General features: G+C 53.5%; 9 protein-coding genes. 8 read left to right on the forward strand and 1 reads right to left on the reverse strand.

Annotation, left to right across the window (positions count from 1 at the left end):
- The first annotated feature begins 95 nt into the window (after positions 1–95).
- From gltP to SC127_RS11605, 5 genes are all read left to right on the forward strand, one after another.
- Positions 96–1,397 (forward strand): glutamate/aspartate:proton symporter GltP, encoded by a 1,302-nt coding sequence (gltP, locus tag SC127_RS11585; RefSeq protein ID WP_332626535.1) that lies wholly within the window; start codon positions 96–98, stop codon positions 1,395–1,397.
- Between the two features lie 388 nt (positions 1,398–1,785).
- A complete protein-coding gene (gene murQ, locus SC127_RS11590; RefSeq protein WP_243078777.1) occupies positions 1,786–2,697 on the forward strand; it encodes an N-acetylmuramic acid 6-phosphate etherase in 912 nt (303 codons plus the stop codon).
- A complete protein-coding gene (gene murP / locus SC127_RS11595) occupies positions 2,697–4,130 on the forward strand; it encodes a PTS N-acetylmuramic acid transporter subunit IIBC (RefSeq protein ID WP_243078776.1) in 1,434 nt (477 codons plus the stop codon). Before murQ ends, murP begins: the two co-directional genes overlap by 1 nt.
- A gap of 484 nt (positions 4,131–4,614) precedes the next feature.
- Complete coding sequence (locus SC127_RS11600; protein WP_332626538.1) at positions 4,615–10,695, forward strand: autotransporter outer membrane beta-barrel domain-containing protein; 6,081 nt, start codon at positions 4,615–4,617, stop codon at positions 10,693–10,695.
- Between the two features lie 343 nt (positions 10,696–11,038).
- Positions 11,039–12,583, forward strand: a complete 1,545-nt coding sequence (locus SC127_RS11605; RefSeq protein WP_215847870.1) for a methyl-accepting chemotaxis protein — start codon at positions 11,039–11,041, stop codon at positions 12,581–12,583.
- Here the strand turns inward: SC127_RS11605 and SC127_RS11610 are convergent.
- Positions 12,580–13,545: an AraC family transcriptional regulator gene (locus tag SC127_RS11610; protein ID WP_215847869.1), complete on the reverse strand. Its 966-nt coding sequence runs from the start codon at positions 13,543–13,545 to the stop codon at positions 12,580–12,582. The genes SC127_RS11605 and SC127_RS11610 overlap by 4 nt on opposite strands.
- Before the next feature lie 106 nt (positions 13,546–13,651).
- On the opposite strand from SC127_RS11610, the gene SC127_RS11615 reads away from it, so the two are divergent.
- The 3 genes from SC127_RS11615 (at position 13,652) to yncE (ending at position 16,650) form a co-directional block, all read left to right on the forward strand.
- Entirely contained in the window at positions 13,652–14,839 is a 1,188-nt protein-coding gene (locus tag SC127_RS11615; protein WP_215847868.1) for an MFS transporter, read from the forward strand.
- Positions 14,840–15,054: 215 nt separating this feature from the next.
- Positions 15,055–15,264: a DUF1471 domain-containing protein gene (locus SC127_RS11620; RefSeq protein ID WP_215847867.1), complete on the forward strand. Its 210-nt coding sequence runs from the start codon at positions 15,055–15,057 to the stop codon at positions 15,262–15,264.
- Between the two features lie 333 nt (positions 15,265–15,597).
- Positions 15,598–16,650 carry a 7-bladed beta-propeller protein YncE gene (gene yncE / locus SC127_RS11625; protein WP_332626541.1) on the forward strand — a complete coding sequence of 351 codons (1,053 nt, stop codon included), beginning with the start codon at positions 15,598–15,600 and terminating at the stop codon, positions 16,648–16,650.
- Positions 16,651–16,655: the final 5 nt, after the last annotated feature.

The following is a 16,655-nucleotide window of genomic DNA, read 5'->3' on the forward strand; positions in this document are numbered from 1 at the left end:
ATTTACCGGGCTTTTTGCTCACTTCCCTGTGTGTATTGTCTTCTGCACCTTCGCAGTTAGAGAAAAACGGGTTTTGACTGAGGAAATTACGCGTTATGAAAGGTTTTAAAATCACCCTTGCCTGGCAGATTCTGATTGCGCTTGTGCTTGGCATCGTGGTTGGCACCGTGTTGCATAATCAGCCAGAAGATCGTGAATGGTTAATCACCAATATTCTCAGCCCGGCGGGCGATATCTTCATTCATCTGATCAAGATGATTGTGGTGCCCATTGTGATTTCATCGCTGGTGGTCGGCATTGCTGGCGTCGGTGATGCGAAAAAATTGGGACGCATTGGCGTCAAAACTATCCTCTATTTTGAAGTGATCACCACCCTTGCGATTGTGGTCGGTATCACGCTGGCTAACGTATTCCAGCCCGGCAGCGGCATTGATATGTCAACGTTGGTCACAGTAGATATTTCCAAATACGAAGCCACCACCGAAGCGGTGCAGAACGGCCCACACAGCCTGGTTGCCACTATTCTGTCGCTGATCCCTCAGAACATTTTTGCCTCGTTGGTGAAAGGCGACATGCTGCCTATCATCTTCTTCTCAGTGTTATTCGGCATGGGCTTATCTGCGCTGCCGTCAGAACAACGCGATCCGTTGGTGAATGTGTTCCGTGGTATCTCTGAAACCATGTTCAAAGTGACGCACATGATCATGCGTTATGCGCCGGTTGGCGTGTTTGCGTTGATCGCGGTCACTATTGCTAACTTCGGCTTTGCTTCACTCTGGCCGCTGGCAAAACTGGTGTTGCTGGTTTACGCCGCGATTCTGTTCTTTGCCTTTGTGGTGCTGGGGTCGGTTGCGCGTTTCTGCAAGCTGCGTATTACCACGCTGATGCGCATTCTGAAGGATGAGCTGATTCTTGCTTATTCGACGTCAAGCTCTGAAACCGTGCTGCCGCGTATCATGCAAAAGATGGAAGCCTACGGCGCGCCGAAAGCTATCACCAGCTTTGTTGTGCCTACCGGTTACTCATTTAACCTGGATGGTTCAACGCTTTATCAGAGTATTGCTGCCATCTTTATCGCCCAGCTTTACGGTATCGACCTGTCGCTGACCGACGAGATTATCCTGGTGCTGACGCTGATGGTGACCTCAAAAGGCATTGCGGGTGTACCGGGCGTGTCGTTTGTGGTGCTGCTGGCTACGCTGGGCAGTGTCGGTATCCCGCTGGAAGGTTTGGCCTTTATTGCGGGTGTTGACCGCATCATGGACATGGCACGTACCGCCTTGAACGTGATCGGTAATGCGCTGGCGGTGCTGGTTATCGCGCGCTGGGAAGACCAGTTCGATGCGAAACAGGCAGCAGAATATGAATTAAAGCTGCGGACACAGACCGCAATCTAATCACTGCTTTCTCTATGAAAGGGGCTCAACGGAAATTGAGCCCCTTTTTATTTGGATGTTTCCCGGTAAGAAACACGCGGGTAAGCTGTTTTTTACCGGGAAGCCTGATTACGAAATACCCCAAAGACGTTAAGGTGAGTCTTCGCTCGCTGGCCAGAAATTTAGGTGTGTCGCCTTCAACGCTAAGTCGCCGCACGTTCACTTCGAAACTGCGCAGTAAAAACCTTCCCCGTTACGGCGGGCCGATCTGAAGGTTGCCGCACCCCAGACTTCACCTCCTTTTTTACCCTTGCCACAGCATCAATAAAAAATTGATCTCACTCGATGAATTAATCATTCGTTATGATAAAACATTAAGCGAATAAATTATTCCTAAACGGAGCCTGTCATGAACCTCGATCTTAGCCAGATGATTACCGAAGGCCGTAATCCAGCCAGTCACAATATTGATGAACTCTCTACTGAAGCGATGCTGCGTGTCATTAATGACGAAGACAAAAAAGTCGCGCTGGCGGTTGAAGCGATTGTGCCGCAAATTGCTGAGGTGGTTGATGCAATTTGCGCGGCGTTTAAGGCGGGTGGACGCTTGATCTATTGTGGCGCGGGCACCTCTGGACGTTTAGGCATATTGGATGCCAGCGAATGTCCACCTACCTTCGGCACGCCGCGCAGCCAGGTTATGGGGTTAATTGCGGGTGGGCACACTGCAATTTTACAGGCGGTCGAAAACGCAGAAGATAATCGTGAGCAGGGCGCACAGGATTTAGTCGATATCAACTTTAGCCGTGACGATGTCTTAGTCGGCATCGCCGCCAGCGGGCGCACGCCTTACGTGATCGGCGCGCTTGACTATGCCAACGGTTTGGGCGCGACCACCGCTGCGCTCACCTGTAATCCCAACAGCGCAATGGCGCAGATTGCCCGCATCGCCTTAACGCCGGTGGTGGGGCCGGAAGTGGTCACGGGATCGTCACGAATGAAAGCAGGTACAGCGCAAAAGTTAGTGCTGAATATGCTCACCACGGGCGCGATGATCCGCAGCGGCAAAGTGTATGGCAACTTGATGGTCGATGTTGAAGCGACTAACCAGAAGCTGGTACAGCGTCAGGTCAATATCGTGATGCAGGCGACCGATTGCGATGAAGCCACCGCCAGCGCAGCGCTGAAGGCGTGTGCGGGCCATTGTAAAACCGCCATTGTGATGGTGTTGGGTGGATTAAACGCTGATGAGGCAAAGTCCTTGCTCGCTAAACATCAGGGCTTTATTCGACAGGCGCTGTATGACGCAGGAGCACGCTGATGGCGAAAATCACCGACGCGCTGTTACGTGACATCTTGCAGGCCGTGGGCGGTGCAGAAAACGTCGCGGTGTGCGGCAACTGCATGACGCGTCTGCGTTTGACACTCAACCACGCCGAACTGGCCGACATCGGTAAATTAAAAACGCTGCCGGGCGTGCTGGGTGTGATTGACAGCGATGCGCAGTTGCAGATTGTCCTGGGTCCGGGAAAAGCGCAGACCGCGGCTGAAATGATGCAAGCACTGTTGATAAACAGTGACGCTGGATCCGATCTAAAAGCCGTGGCAGCGCAGCATAAACAGCAATACAAGACGAAACAAACCAGCGGGTTGCACCAGTTTTTATCACGTTTCGCCACTATCTTTACGCCGTTGATTCCAGGGTTTATCGGTGCAGGCTTATTATTGGGTTTCGCCACGCTGATTGAGCAAAGCTTTCATCTTACCGCGCCTGGGGATCACGCCCCTGGGTTGCTGCATACCGTGGCGTACATGAAAGTGTTCGGCAAAGGGCTGTTTACTTTTCTTAGCATCCTGATTGGGTACAACGCGCAGAAGGCTTTCGGCGGCACGGGCGTCAATGGTGCGATTATCGCCTCGCTGTTTATTCTGGGTTATCACCCTGACGCCAAGGTGGGTTATTTCAGTGGAATGGAAACATTCTATGGGCTGAGCATTGATCCCCGCGGCAATATTATTGGCGTTTTACTGGCGACAATATTCGGTGCGTGGGTTGAAAAACAGTTGCGAAAAATCATTCCCGATAATCTGGATATGATTCTCACGTCACTTTTCACCTTGATCATTACCGGCGCCATCACCTATCTGTTAATTATGCCGATCGGTGGCGAATTATTTAAAGGCATGTCGTGGTTATTCATCCATTTAAATAACAATCCGTTCGGTTGTGCGCTGCTTGCTGGGCTGTTTTTAATTGCGGTAATGTTCGGTATTCATCAGGGCTTTATTCCGGTCTATTTTGCCCTGATGGAAACGCAAGGCTTCAATTCGCTGTTCCCTATATTAGCGATGGCGGGCGCAGGCCAGGTTGGCGCTTCGCTGGCACTCTGGTGTAAAGCGGAAAAGGGCGCACTGCTGCGGGCTCAAATCAAAGGGGCAATTGTGCCGGGCCTGTTAGGTGTTGGCGAACCGCTAATTTATGGGGTAACTCTGCCACGTTTGAAACCCTTTATCACCGCATGTGGAGGTGGAGCATTGGGCGGTTTTTTCATTGGTTTGGTGGCATGGCTGGGCTTACCGGTGGGGATGAACACGGTATTTGGGCCTTCAGGTTTAGTCACTTTGCCGTTAATGACCTCCAGTCAGGGTATTTTTGCGGGCATGGCGGTGTATTTGGTGGGTTTAATCGTGGCCTGGATCGGCGGATTTTTACTGACCTGGTGGTTTGGCACACGTGATGTTGATCTCAGCTAACCGGGCCAAATCATACTGTAACCCAGACGGCGTAAAGTGATCTAAGTTCCACTTACGCCGTCTGGTTAAAATAAATTTACCGGGAAGCGCAGTGGTAAATCAGAGCCAATCGTAAGTAAGCTGTAAAAAAAACATTAAGGTATTATAAGCACTAAAGTCTCATGTCAATATAAAGAGAAGGGTTATAGGCTGTTTTGATTCAGCACTTTTTTTTCTGGTTACTTCACAACTAATCACTGAATATCCTGCCGCTACGCTTTTGTAATACGTAGCAATTACGTCTATATATCAATTCATAATATTTTCAGCCTTGAGTGATTAATTTTATTCAGTAATGCTCGGCTGTATAAAATAATAATCAGTCACTGATCCCGACTTTTTTTCAGCAATCTGGGAAGCGTTAATTCCTGCAATTTTATCATATCCATCCTTTTTAAACCTTGCCTGGTAAGGTGATTCCTGCACGCCTTTTTTGGAGATAAAAATGAGGTTGAAATTAAACCCGATTGCTTTAGGGATGATGACAGCACAACTGCTGTTTACGCCAGTTATGTCTGTTCAGGCGGCTACACTGGGCACTTATACGCCGCAGGTAAATGATAATCAGGTTGGCAAGCTGGTGGTGAACAGCGGCACAGAAACGTTGAGCGGCAATCAAGCTTTCACGGCGGGAACAGACGGTGCTGTTACTACCGCGCTAGGGCAGGTTGTCATCACGCAGGGATCGCAATATCTCAATCAAGATCGTCTTGATCCCGGCCCGCAAAATTTCGCGATTACGATCCCCGATGCAGCCACCGGTTCAAATACGACTTTCCAGGTCTATAACCCTGCCAGCCTAACGGCTTTAGCGCCGGTTACTGGCACCACCCCTGTTCCTGATGTACAAAATGTCTTGGGCGAGCAATATATCAATGCACGCATCGCGGATGTTACTGGCGGTACGCTAAATGTGAATATCGGCCAGGCAAACGCTGCCAGCAGCGCCGGCACGAATAGCTGGTCAATGGCAGCTAAACAGACACAACTGTTTGATGTGGGTGCCAACAGCACGGTGAACTGGAACAGTAATAACCGCATCAGCTTTTTTGGTAGCGCCGCCACGCCGAATGGCGCGAGTGCAACCAGCAGCTATCAGGTACAGAATTTAGCCACATACAACGGCGCATTCAGTGTTACCACCCTGAATGGCAGCAGCACCAACTTCACCGTCACCAATGCCAGCCAATTGCGAGCCTACAACAACTGGCTGATTGACCAACTCAAAGCGGGCAACCTTGATAAAACACGCTATCAGGCTGAATTCAACAAGGCGGTGACATTCACTAACGCCAATATCGTTTACAACGTCAGCGCCACGCCACCGGATGAAGTTACGCAGAGTATTGGGCAACGCATTGTGATCAATGCTGATGGGGCTAACGCGCGAGTAAATCTGGCGGCAGGAAAAACGCTGGAAGTGGTGGGCGCAACAGGTGGAGCAATAAGAGCGGCCAACGGCGCAGAAGCGGTGATCGATGGCAAGCTCGCTAGCCGGGGAGCCGTGACTAACAACGGTACGGCGCTGGTGTTAACCGATAACAGCAAAGGCACCAATAATGGTGTTATTAACGGCGGTTTTCTCAATCGGCAAGATGGCACCGGTATTGGCTCGACCGGTTATGGCGCAAACGGGGTAGCGGTGCAGAGCGGCAGCACTTTTGATAACAATGGAATACTTAATCTGGCGACCACCGGCAGCAATTCTCAATATGGCGTAGCGGGCATCACGCTGGCAGATAACGCCACGGCCAATAACAGCGGCAATATTAATGTTGGCGTTAACGGTTCCAGCGCGCGCGGTACCACGTCTGGCGTGTTACTGACCGATCCCAGCGCCACGTTTACCAATACCGCTAGCGGTAATATCTATATTGGTCGTGGGCCACAAAACAGCACCGGTGAAGCGGTGGCCGACACCGCAATGAACCAGAGCGGCCTGACCAGCGGTATCGCGCTGGTGGCGAACGGCACCGCGATTAACGCAGGCAATATCACTCTCGGTTCACGGGTACAGAACGGCGCGGGCATGTCTGCAACCAATGCCAACAACGCCACCTTGATGAATACCGGCACGATTAACGTGAACGGCGCAGCAGCAACGGTTCCGCGTGAAAACATCGGCATAGCGGCTATCAACAGCAGTGGCAATATTGTTAACGATGGCACCATCAACCTGAATGGTGTTAACGGCACCGGCCTGAAAGTGTTGGCAACCAACGGCAACACCGCCAGCGCCAGCTCTACCGGAACCATTAACGTGGCGGGCGGCGCCGATCCTGCCAGCGGAACACGCAATTACGGCGTATGGGTAGAAGGGCAAGGCACTGGCACGGCGCAGTCTACCGTTGATGGCCCGATCAACCTCAGCGGCATTGGCGCAATTGGGGTGCATGCCCGCGGCAACGCCACGGTACAAGTTGCGCAGCAAGCGGTACCGACTTTCTCCAACGGCAGCAATCAAATTGCCTTCTTTGCTTACGGACCCAACGCACGCATCAACGTGGCGGGCAATAATCCGTTTGATGTCACCACACAAAACTCCACGCTGTTCCGCGTTGAGCAGGGCGCCGATTTCGACGGCAGCAATCTGTTGCTTACCGCATCCGGCGCAGGTTCAACCGCCGTGATGGGCAGTGGAACCGGCGGCACCCGCGTGAATACCCAAAATGCGGTGATCAACGTCAGCGGCACCGGCGCGAACGGCGTCACCATTGAAGGCGGTGCACTGGGCACAATAGATGCCGCTACCCGAATGAATCTGACAGGCAGCAATGCGATTGGCGCGATTGTTGATGGGCAAAAACACACACTCGCGGGCAGCAACAGTGGATCGCCAGTCGCCAGCACCAGCCTGAATTCAGCGGCAACCCTGAACGCTTCACAAAATGGCCTAACCGGCTATCTGGCCCGTAACCGCGCACAGTTAACCAACACGGGGGATATCAACTTCAGCGGGGCAAACTCGACCGGCATCCGCGTTGAAAGCGGCGCAACCGGCACCAACAGCGGCAATATCGCTATCAATGATGGCGGTACGGGCATCGCGGTGAACAGCAGTGGCACCACCACCACTGCCAATAACAGCGGCGTGATTAACGTCAACGGTGGCAGCACCCGCAGCCGTACTCGAGGCGTGAGTGCCAGCGGCAGCGGTGCAGTGGCTAATCTCAATAGCGGCGCGGTAAACCTCAACGGCGTTGGCGCGATAGGCGCAGAAGCAGTAAGTGGTGCGCAGGTTAACGTCTCATCAGCCTCCACGCCGGTGTTTAACAACAGCGATCAAATTGCCTATCACGCAGCCGGCTCAGGTTCTCTCATCAACAGCGCCGCAACCGTGCTTGACGTCAATAGCAGCGGCTCAACCGGTTATCGTATTGATGATGGTGCGACGCTGGCACTGAGCAACGGCAGCGCATTAACCAGCAGCGCCGCCAACAGCACCGGCGTGATCGTTTCTGGCAGCGACAGCACACTGAACAGCGGCAGCAGCCAGTTCAACGCCAGCGGTAATGGCAGCACCGCAATACGCGCGGAAGGCGGTGCACAGGCCACGCTCGACGCGGGCAGCGCCATCACGCTAAGCGGCGACAGCAGCGTCGGCGTACTGGTTAACAATCTGCGTACCGATCTCAGCAACACGTTAAACGGCGATTACGCACCGACGCTCATCACGACCAACGGTTCAGTTAACGGCACAGGCAGCAATGCGGTAGGTATCGACGTCACCAACGGCGCAGAGCTGGTTAACAACGGCAACGTTGATCTTACCGGCAGCAGCAATATCGGCATCCGTTCGCGCAGCGGCAGCACCATCAGCAATAACGGTGTGGTCAATGTGGCAAACGGAACCGGGCTGGATGTCAGCGGATCGGGATCGACGCTGGCGAAAGGGGGAGTGATCACTGTCGCCAACGGTGTGGCGGGGGTACGCATTAGTGATGGCGCACAGCTGGCTTTAACCGGCAGCGACACGGCGATTACCACGAATGGCAATGCGCACGGCATTTTGCTGGACAGCGGCGCGTCTTCACTCAGCGCCAGCGACGCCACCATCAATGTTAACGGCTCCGGCAACGGCATCGAAAACCGTGCGGAGCTGGGTAACGTGAGTCTGAGTAATCTCACCGTGAACGTGGGTGATGGCAACGGCATACGAACCGCCGTGCCGTTCGATCCCGCTTCAACCGTGACCACCAACGTCAACGGCAGCGGGACCGGTTTAAATATCGTCAATGCCGACGGCTCAACCACGCAGGGCGATCTCACGTTGGGTTCGGGTTACGTCTTTAACGTCAACGGCGCGGGCGGCACTGGGATTCGCGCCAATACCACGGGCAGAGTGATGACCGCAGCCAACGTTAATATCAATGATACCGCCGGCGGCTCAGCTCTGGTTTCCAGCACCGCAGGCAGTATCCTGAACACCGGCACTTTTACATCAAATAGCCTGACTTCACCGGTGGTTGATTTGCGCGGTGGACAAACTCTGTTTGAAAACCTTGGCACGATCATCACCGCCAACCCTTCTACCGTCGCGGTGGCGGGCAGCAACGCCAACGATGAGATCCTGTTGACCGAAGGCGGCGTAATCGGCGACATCAATCCTGGCGGCGGCAGCGATACGTTCCGCTGGACCGGCGGTACGCTCAACGGCAGCCTGACGATGGGCGGCGATAACAACAATCTGGCTGAAGTCAGCGGTGTTGATCTCAGCACGACTTACCATCTCACCAGCGGAAACGGCACCGGTAATACGCTGACCTTTAATGATATCGCTGCACGAGGCGGCTCATTCAGCGCCGACGATCTCAGCAAAGGGGTAAACCTTGGCAGCGGCTGGAGCACCCTAAACTTCTATGGCTCGCAATGGACTCTGACCGATAACCTGCAACTGGCGCACAGCACCATCAACATCGGTAGCGATTCCATACTGTATGCAGGCAACAATGTGCATCCGACGCTGGCGGGCGGCAGTGATAACTCGCTGGTGGTGAATAACGCAGGCGTTATCGATTTAACCAACGGCGGCGGTTCACCGGGAAATACGTTGGATATCGAGGGTTCTCTGGCCTCCAACGGCGGACAGCTCAATTTGCTCACCCGTCTCAACCAAGGCGGGGCGCTGAGCAATCAGTTCACTGACCATCTCAATGTTGAGGGGAACGCCAGCGGCACCACGCTAATGGATGTACAGCTCGATGCGGCAAGCACCGGTATGCTGACCGATCTCAACCGTAACGGCGGCATTGATGCCGGTGAAGGGATTTCATTGGCGCAGGTCGCAGGCAATGCCAGCGGCAACAGCCTGGCGCTGGCGGGCGGGTACATTGCGGCAGGGCCGTGGCAATATCGTCTCTACAGCTTTGCACCAGGCAGCAGCGATCCGAATCAGCGCCTGGTCAGTGGAACGGGCAATAATTACTGGGATTATCGTCTGGCAAATTACTACGTCTGCGAGGGAGAAAGCAGCTGTTCAACATTAGTGACCACGCCGTTTGATACCACAACTAACCAAAATATCAGCAGTAGCCGAGCGGAATCACGCCCAGCGGTCGTGCCGCAGGTGCCATCCTATATCTCCGCACCCGTTGGATTGGCTTATTACACCGCCGCGATTATTGACGATCTGCATAAGCGTTTGGGTGAACTACGCCACGAGCAAACGCGCTCAGAAGGCGATGGCGGCGAGATGTTTTTGCGCTACATCGGTTCTAACCTGAAATACAAAAGTGACCAGCGTTTCCGCGATTACGGCTACGATTTTGACCTCGATTACAGCGCGGTTCAGGTGGGCGGTAATCTGCTGCGCCTTGATGGTGAAAAAGATAGCCTGCGCGGCGGCTTAGCCTACACGCGCGGTAACACGCGTATTCGGCCTGACGCTGCAGACGGTTACAGCAGCACCAGTTTTGACAGCGACAGCCTGGCCTTTTACGGCACCTGGCAGCGCCAAAATGGGTTCTATCTTGATGGCATGTTGTCGTTTGATCGCCATCGCGGTGAAACCGATGTCGCAAGTAAGAAAGATGTGGCGACGTTAAAAGCGAATGGCTGGACCGCGTCATTAGAGAGCGGTTATCCCTTTGAGCTGGCACACGATATCAAGTTAGAGCCGCAGGCACAGCTGATGTACATGAAGCTCAACATGAGTGATTTTGTTGATGCAGATGGCAACAAGGTGCGTTACGACAATGATAACCAGATTCTGGGTCGTCTCGGTGCACGCCTGGATCGCACCTGGACGGACGAGAGTCATCGCCAATACACACCTTATCTACGCGCGAACTACTACAAAGGCTGGGGCGGCACGGTAAAAAGCACGGTTTCAGCCGTCGATAATCCCTCATTCAGCGGGAGTTTCGATAGCGGCCACGTCGGGCAAATGTGGGAGTTAGGCGCAGGCGGAACCGCAACAGTGAAAAAAGATCTGTCGTTGTATGCAGAAGCGGATTACCGCAAAGAGATTGATAGCAACGGCGCCAAAGGGTGGCGGTATAACGTTGGCGTGCGCTGGCAATTCTAATCTACCCTTCATTCTTCGCGTTGCAGATGCGTTGGCTACGCAGTTTCACACCCGTCGCTTACTTTAGTAAGCCGGCGAGCCTTCCTGCAACGCGAATTATTCGGGTAGAGCCGTGCAGTTTTGTCATTCTCGCGGTTGCTGCGTTTTAAAGAAGGATTTCATTTACTCTCAAACCCTTCTAATCGATTCAAACGCCTAAAAAATGTGAAAGCCGCCTCAAAGCGGCTTTTTTCATGGGGAAAATTAATCAGAAACGCTAAAGAGTCTGCGGCGACTTGCCGAAAAGATAACAATTCGTAATCGTTTTCTTTTTACCTGGCCGGCTTGCCTCAAGGAATTTCCCATGCGTAATAACCAACCCGTATCTCAGCGTGAGTATGTGTTTGATGATCATGCGACATTGATGTCGACCACCGATCTCAATAGCCACATCACCTACGCCAACGACGCGTTTATCGAGGCCAGTGGATTCTCGCCAGAAGAAGTAGACGGTCAGCCGCACAACATGGTGCGCCACCCGGATATGCCGTCTGAGGCGTTTGCTGATATGTGGGCAACGCTGAAACAGGGGGAACCCTGGACCGCGCTGGTAAAAAACCGTCGTAAAAACGGTGACCACTATTGGGTGCGCGCCAACGCCATTCCTGTGGTACGTGAAGGCAAAGTGCAAGGCTATATGTCTGTGCGAACCAAACCCAGCACAGAAGAAGTGCGCCAGACCGAAAAGCTCTACCGCGAATTTCGTGAAGGTCAGGCCAAAGGACGCCGTTTTCATAAGGGATTGATCGTGCGGAGTGGCTGGCGTGGTTTTAGCTCCATCCTGAAAACCCTGCCGCTGCGCTGGCGCATCCGCAGCACCTTATTTGCACTGCTGCCGCTTTCCGTCGCCAGTGTCTGGCTACTCGGCGTGACATCTCTGCAGCTCAGCTGCTTTGCGGGCGGCATGGCGATGCTGCTATTGCTGGCCAGTGCATGGCTGGAACAACAAATTTCGCGTCCAATCGAACGCATGTGCAAACAAGCGTTAAGCGTGGCAACCGGATCCAGCCATAAAGTTGAACAGATGGATCGCGTTGATGAAGTGGGCATGACGCTGCGCGCTATTGGGCAGCTTGGCCTCATGTTCCGCTGGCTGGTAGATGACGTTAGCGGCCAGGCGATAAACGTCTTGAGCGCCAGCGATGCGATTGCGCGCAGCAACAACGAACTGAGTCGACGTACTGAACAGGCTGCGGCCAATGTGCAGCAAACCGCCGCCACCATGAACGAAATGACCGCCACGGTGAAGAGCAACACCGAAACCGCCAGCGAAGTGAATTCGCTCTCCGCTAACACCAGCGGCGCCGCGATCAAAGGCGGTGAAGTGATGAAAGAGATGATGGGGATGATGGGGGAGATCGCCGACAGTTCTAAGCGTATCGCCAACATTACCAGCGTGATCGATGGCATCGCCTTCCAGACCAATATCCTGGCACTGAACGCAGCTGTAGAAGCGGCGCGCGCCGGCGAGCAGGGCAAAGGTTTTGCTGTGGTGGCGGGTGAAGTCCGCAGCCTGGCGCAGCGCAGCGCCAAAGCCGCCAGCGAGATCAAAACGCTGGTGGAAACCAGCGCCAGCCGCGTGAAGTCGGGGAGTGATCATGCGGATGCTGCGGGTCGAACCATGCAGGATATCGTCTCGCAGGTGCAAAACGTGACGTCGCTGATTGCACAGATCAGTGCGGCAACCGCCGAACAATCCATCGCCCTCAGTGAAGTCAGCACGGCGGTTGAAGATCTTGATGATATTACGCATCAGAACGCTGCTCGCGTACAGGAAAGCGCCGAAGCATCGGGGCGCATGACGCATCAGGCCAACCGTTTGGTCGAAGCGATCAGCGTGTTCCGCTAAGAAGCCACCGCCTGCGTGCTGTCTCGACCCGCACGCAGTGCGCCGGGCGATTGTCCCACAATGCGTTTAAATGCACGGCTAAACGCCGCCAGCGAGCCGTAGCCAAGATGATAGGCGACGGCTTCCACGGCTTCGCCATTATTCACGATACGCTGTACCGCCAGCCGCATGCGCAGTTCAGTCAGATAACGCAGCGGCGTCATGTTAGTTGCATTCAAAAAGCGCTCCGCAAACACCGAACGTGAACAACCCGCTTCGCGGGCTAAACGTTCCACTGTCCAGTTTTCGCCGGGTTCACGGTGCATCGCGGCAATCGCCTGACTCAACCGCGGATCGCGCATCGCCTGCACTAACCCGCTGCTTTGACCGCAGCCGTTCTCTACCCAGCCACGCACAATCAGGGCGGCGACCACATCGGCAAGGCGCGACAAAATACCGGCGAAACCCGCCTGTCGAGTACGTGATTCTCGCTCCATCGCCGCCAAAATTGGGCTGATTTCAGGGTATTGTGACAATAGGGTGCTGACCAGCATCACGTCTGGCATGGTGTTGATCAGCGGCTGCATGCCGCCCAATTCAAACGCCATACAGGCGCTAAACAGAATCACGCTGTGTTCGTCTTTACACGCATCGGCGGGCGCGGCAATCGCACAGACGCTGTCGCAGATCGGCTTGCTTTCCAGCTTGTTAATCGACTCGCATAACGCTTCTTCGCTGGAGATCAAACTGTGCGGCTTGCCGTGCGGCACCAGCAGAGCATCGCCGCTGTTGAGCTGAAAAATGTTGCCGGAAGCGCTGCGCACCAGCAGCGAACCGCGCCCGACAAAGTGAAACTGCGCGCGGCCTGGCGCGTTATCAAAGCGCAGTCCAAACGGCGCAGAGACTTCGATACGCTGGTAATTCACACCATACAGGCGCATTCCCATCAGCAGTTCACTGGTCAGATCTTCATAGTGGCTCATGCGATTCCAGACGAATTATCAATAAACACGGTGTACGCATCATAGATCGTCTTTTGTCTGCCCTCTATGCTCACACTTACTTTTTTTTATCCTCTGGAGAAGCAGCATGAGTCTGAGCACAGAAGTGGCTGATGAGGTTTCCTCACCCGCCCGTCCCGCGTGGGGCGCGGTATTTGCTATGGCGTTTGGCGTTTTTAGCTTAATTACCGCCGAATTTTTACCGGTCAGCTTGTTGACGCCGATGGCGGCGAGTTTGAACGTCTCAGAAGGACAGGCGGGGCAAACGGTGACGGTTACCGCGCTGGTCGCGCTGTTTACCAGTTTGATCACGGCCAGCGTCACGCGCCGTCTTGATCGCCGCGTCGTGATGCTGACATTTTCACTGTTAATGATCGCCTCAGCGTTGCTGGTGGCGTTTGCGGAAAACCTGACTGTGATCCTGCTGGCCCGCGTACTGCTGGGCATGGCGATCGGGGGATTCTGGACGCTCTCGACCGCCATTACTATGCGGCTAGTGCCCAGCGATCAGGTGCCGCGCGCGTTGTCGATTGTGTTCAGCGGGATTTCGCTGGCAACGATTATCGCCACGCCGGCAGGCAGCTATCTTGGTGGCCTCATCGGCTGGCGTAATATCTTCCTGCTGACAGCGATGTTGGGCGCGGTGGCGCTGTTGTGGCAATTCTTTACCCTGCCTGCGATGCCTGCAGAGAACAAAGCGCGCAACGGCGGCGTGTTAGATCTGCTGCGAATCAAAGTGATGCGCTGGGGAATGCTGGCAGTGATCATGATGTTCACCGGTCACTTTGCCTTCTTTACCTATCTGCGCCCGTTCCTTGAGGGTGTGGCGCTACTGAATCTGAATCAGCTGTCGCTGGTGCTGTTGGCCTTTGGCGTCGCGAACTTTTTCGGTACTTCGCTGGCAGGTTATCTGGTGACGCGCAGCGTGTCGTTAACCTTAAGCGGCATGGCGTTGTTAATGAGCGCAACGGCGTTTCTGTTAGTGACGTTTGGCGATGTAAGCTGGATGGTCGGCGCAGGCGTGGCGTTGTGGGGCATGGCGTTTGGATCGATGCCGACCGGCTGGTCAACCTGGATTTCTCGTGCAGTACCGGATGATGCAGAATCGGGCGGCGGCTTGCTGGTGGCAACCATTCAGCTGGCAATTACCTTTGGTGCTGCGGCTGGCGGCTGGATGTTCGATTTACAAGGCGCAGGCGGTGTGTTCCTCGCCAGCGGCGCGCTGATGTTACTGGCAGCCATCACCATCTTTACTCGCGTGAGACACCACGGATAACTTTCTTCTATGGCAGCGATATATGCTGCCTTTTTTATTTGGCATAGTGAATTAACCTTTTGCGTCTTTACTGCGCTAATTGTGCTTTTTATAATCAGTTATTTTGAATGAGTTCAGCAAATCTCTCCGCTTTTTCTTGATCAACTTCTCACCTAATATATCTATCAACAAGGCGACAACGCCTAACTTCTTAAAAATTGACCAAGGAATTGACCATGAATACCATCAAAACTTTTGCTGCTGTAATGACTCTTTCACTCCTGCCTTTTGCTGGTTTTGCACAAACCGTGACCGCTACCGGCACTACGCTGGATGGTGCAGAAGCGAAAATCGCTGCACAGGCTCAGGAAACTGGTGCTTCCTATAAAGTGACTGAAGCTTACTTCAATAACGGCGTACACATGACCGCTGAATTGACTAAATAAGTTATCTCTTGCGCCGACAGGACGCCTTTGGGCGTCCTGTCGGCGTTTCTGCCAGTACCTGGCAATAATAATCCTGTCACTTTCCCACCGAAATAATTATTATTCTCAAATAATATCCATTCTCATTTTTTATACCCTGAATAATTCGCGTTGTAGGAAGGCGGCAAATCCGTAAATCCTGATGAGCATATTGAAGTCAGTGATTCGCGTGAATGAGAGCAGCCAACGTGCCTGCTATGAGAAGTATGACGGGAATTTTTGCTTTATTTATCAGGTTGCAATGATGGGCTTTCTTTCCGCTGCTTTTCGCGGTGGATTTACTATGGAGAAGTTATGAAAGCTTTAACGACTAAGCAATGGGCGCTGCGTCCTCTGCTGCTGGCAACAGCACTGTTTTCTGTTTCGGGTCTACTGGCTGCACAAGCTGAAGATCTGAATCAACCGATTGGTAAAGGTGCTTACGAGCTGGCAGTAAGCCAGAAAGATAACGCACTATTCCTGGCGACTGCGCAAAACGCTGACGGCAAAGGCGGCACCGTTTTCCGTCTTGATCCGCAGGATTTAGCGGTGAAGCAATCAATCAACACTGAGCTGAAAACCTTTGGCGCTGCGATTAATCCGCAAACCAATATTCTTTACTTCGGCAATACCGTGAATGGCTCGTTAACCTCTGTTGACGCCAGCAGCGGCAAAGTGCTGAACACGCTGGTGCTGGACAGCCGCAAGCGTGGCGAAAACGTGCGTCCACTGCAGCCGCGTCAAGTGGCCGTTGATGCGAAAACCGATCGCGTCTACGTCACGGGTTTAGGCCCTGAAAGCGTGGTGTGGGTCGTTGACGGTAAAACGCTGCAACTGATCAGCACCGTGACGAACACCGGCAAAATGGGCACCGGTTTAGCCGTCGATTCTGACGCGCAAAAAATCTATGTCACCAATAGCGACGGCGAGTTGGTCACTATCAATACGCGTACCAATGCCATTGAGAAAAAGCAGAAGATTGATGCGGAAAAAGAGCATTTCTTCCTGAATATTGCTCTGGATACAAAAGGTCAGCGTGCGTTCCTCAGCGATTCAAAACAGTCGCAGGTGCTGGTCGTTGATTTACGCGATCAAAAAGTCATTCATAAGATTGACGTGCCGGAATCGCTGGCGGTGCTGTTCAATGCCGATCGCGATGAGCTGTATGTAACACACCGTAAAGCGGGCGAAGTGAGCATCATTGATGCCAGCAGCTACAAGGTGAAGCGTACGGTGAAAACGCCGGGTCTGCCGAACAGCCTGGCGCTGTCAGCCGATGGCAAAGCGCTGTTTGTTAGCGTCAAGCAGCCGGGTTCGCGTAAAGAGCCACCGAAAAATCCAGACAGCGTGATGCGTATAGCGCTTTAAGTCTG

This window comes from Pantoea sp. T14 (assembly GCF_036663535.1).
In the GTDB taxonomy this organism is placed as follows: Bacteria; Pseudomonadota; Gammaproteobacteria; order Enterobacterales; family Enterobacteriaceae; genus Pantoea; species Pantoea phytostimulans.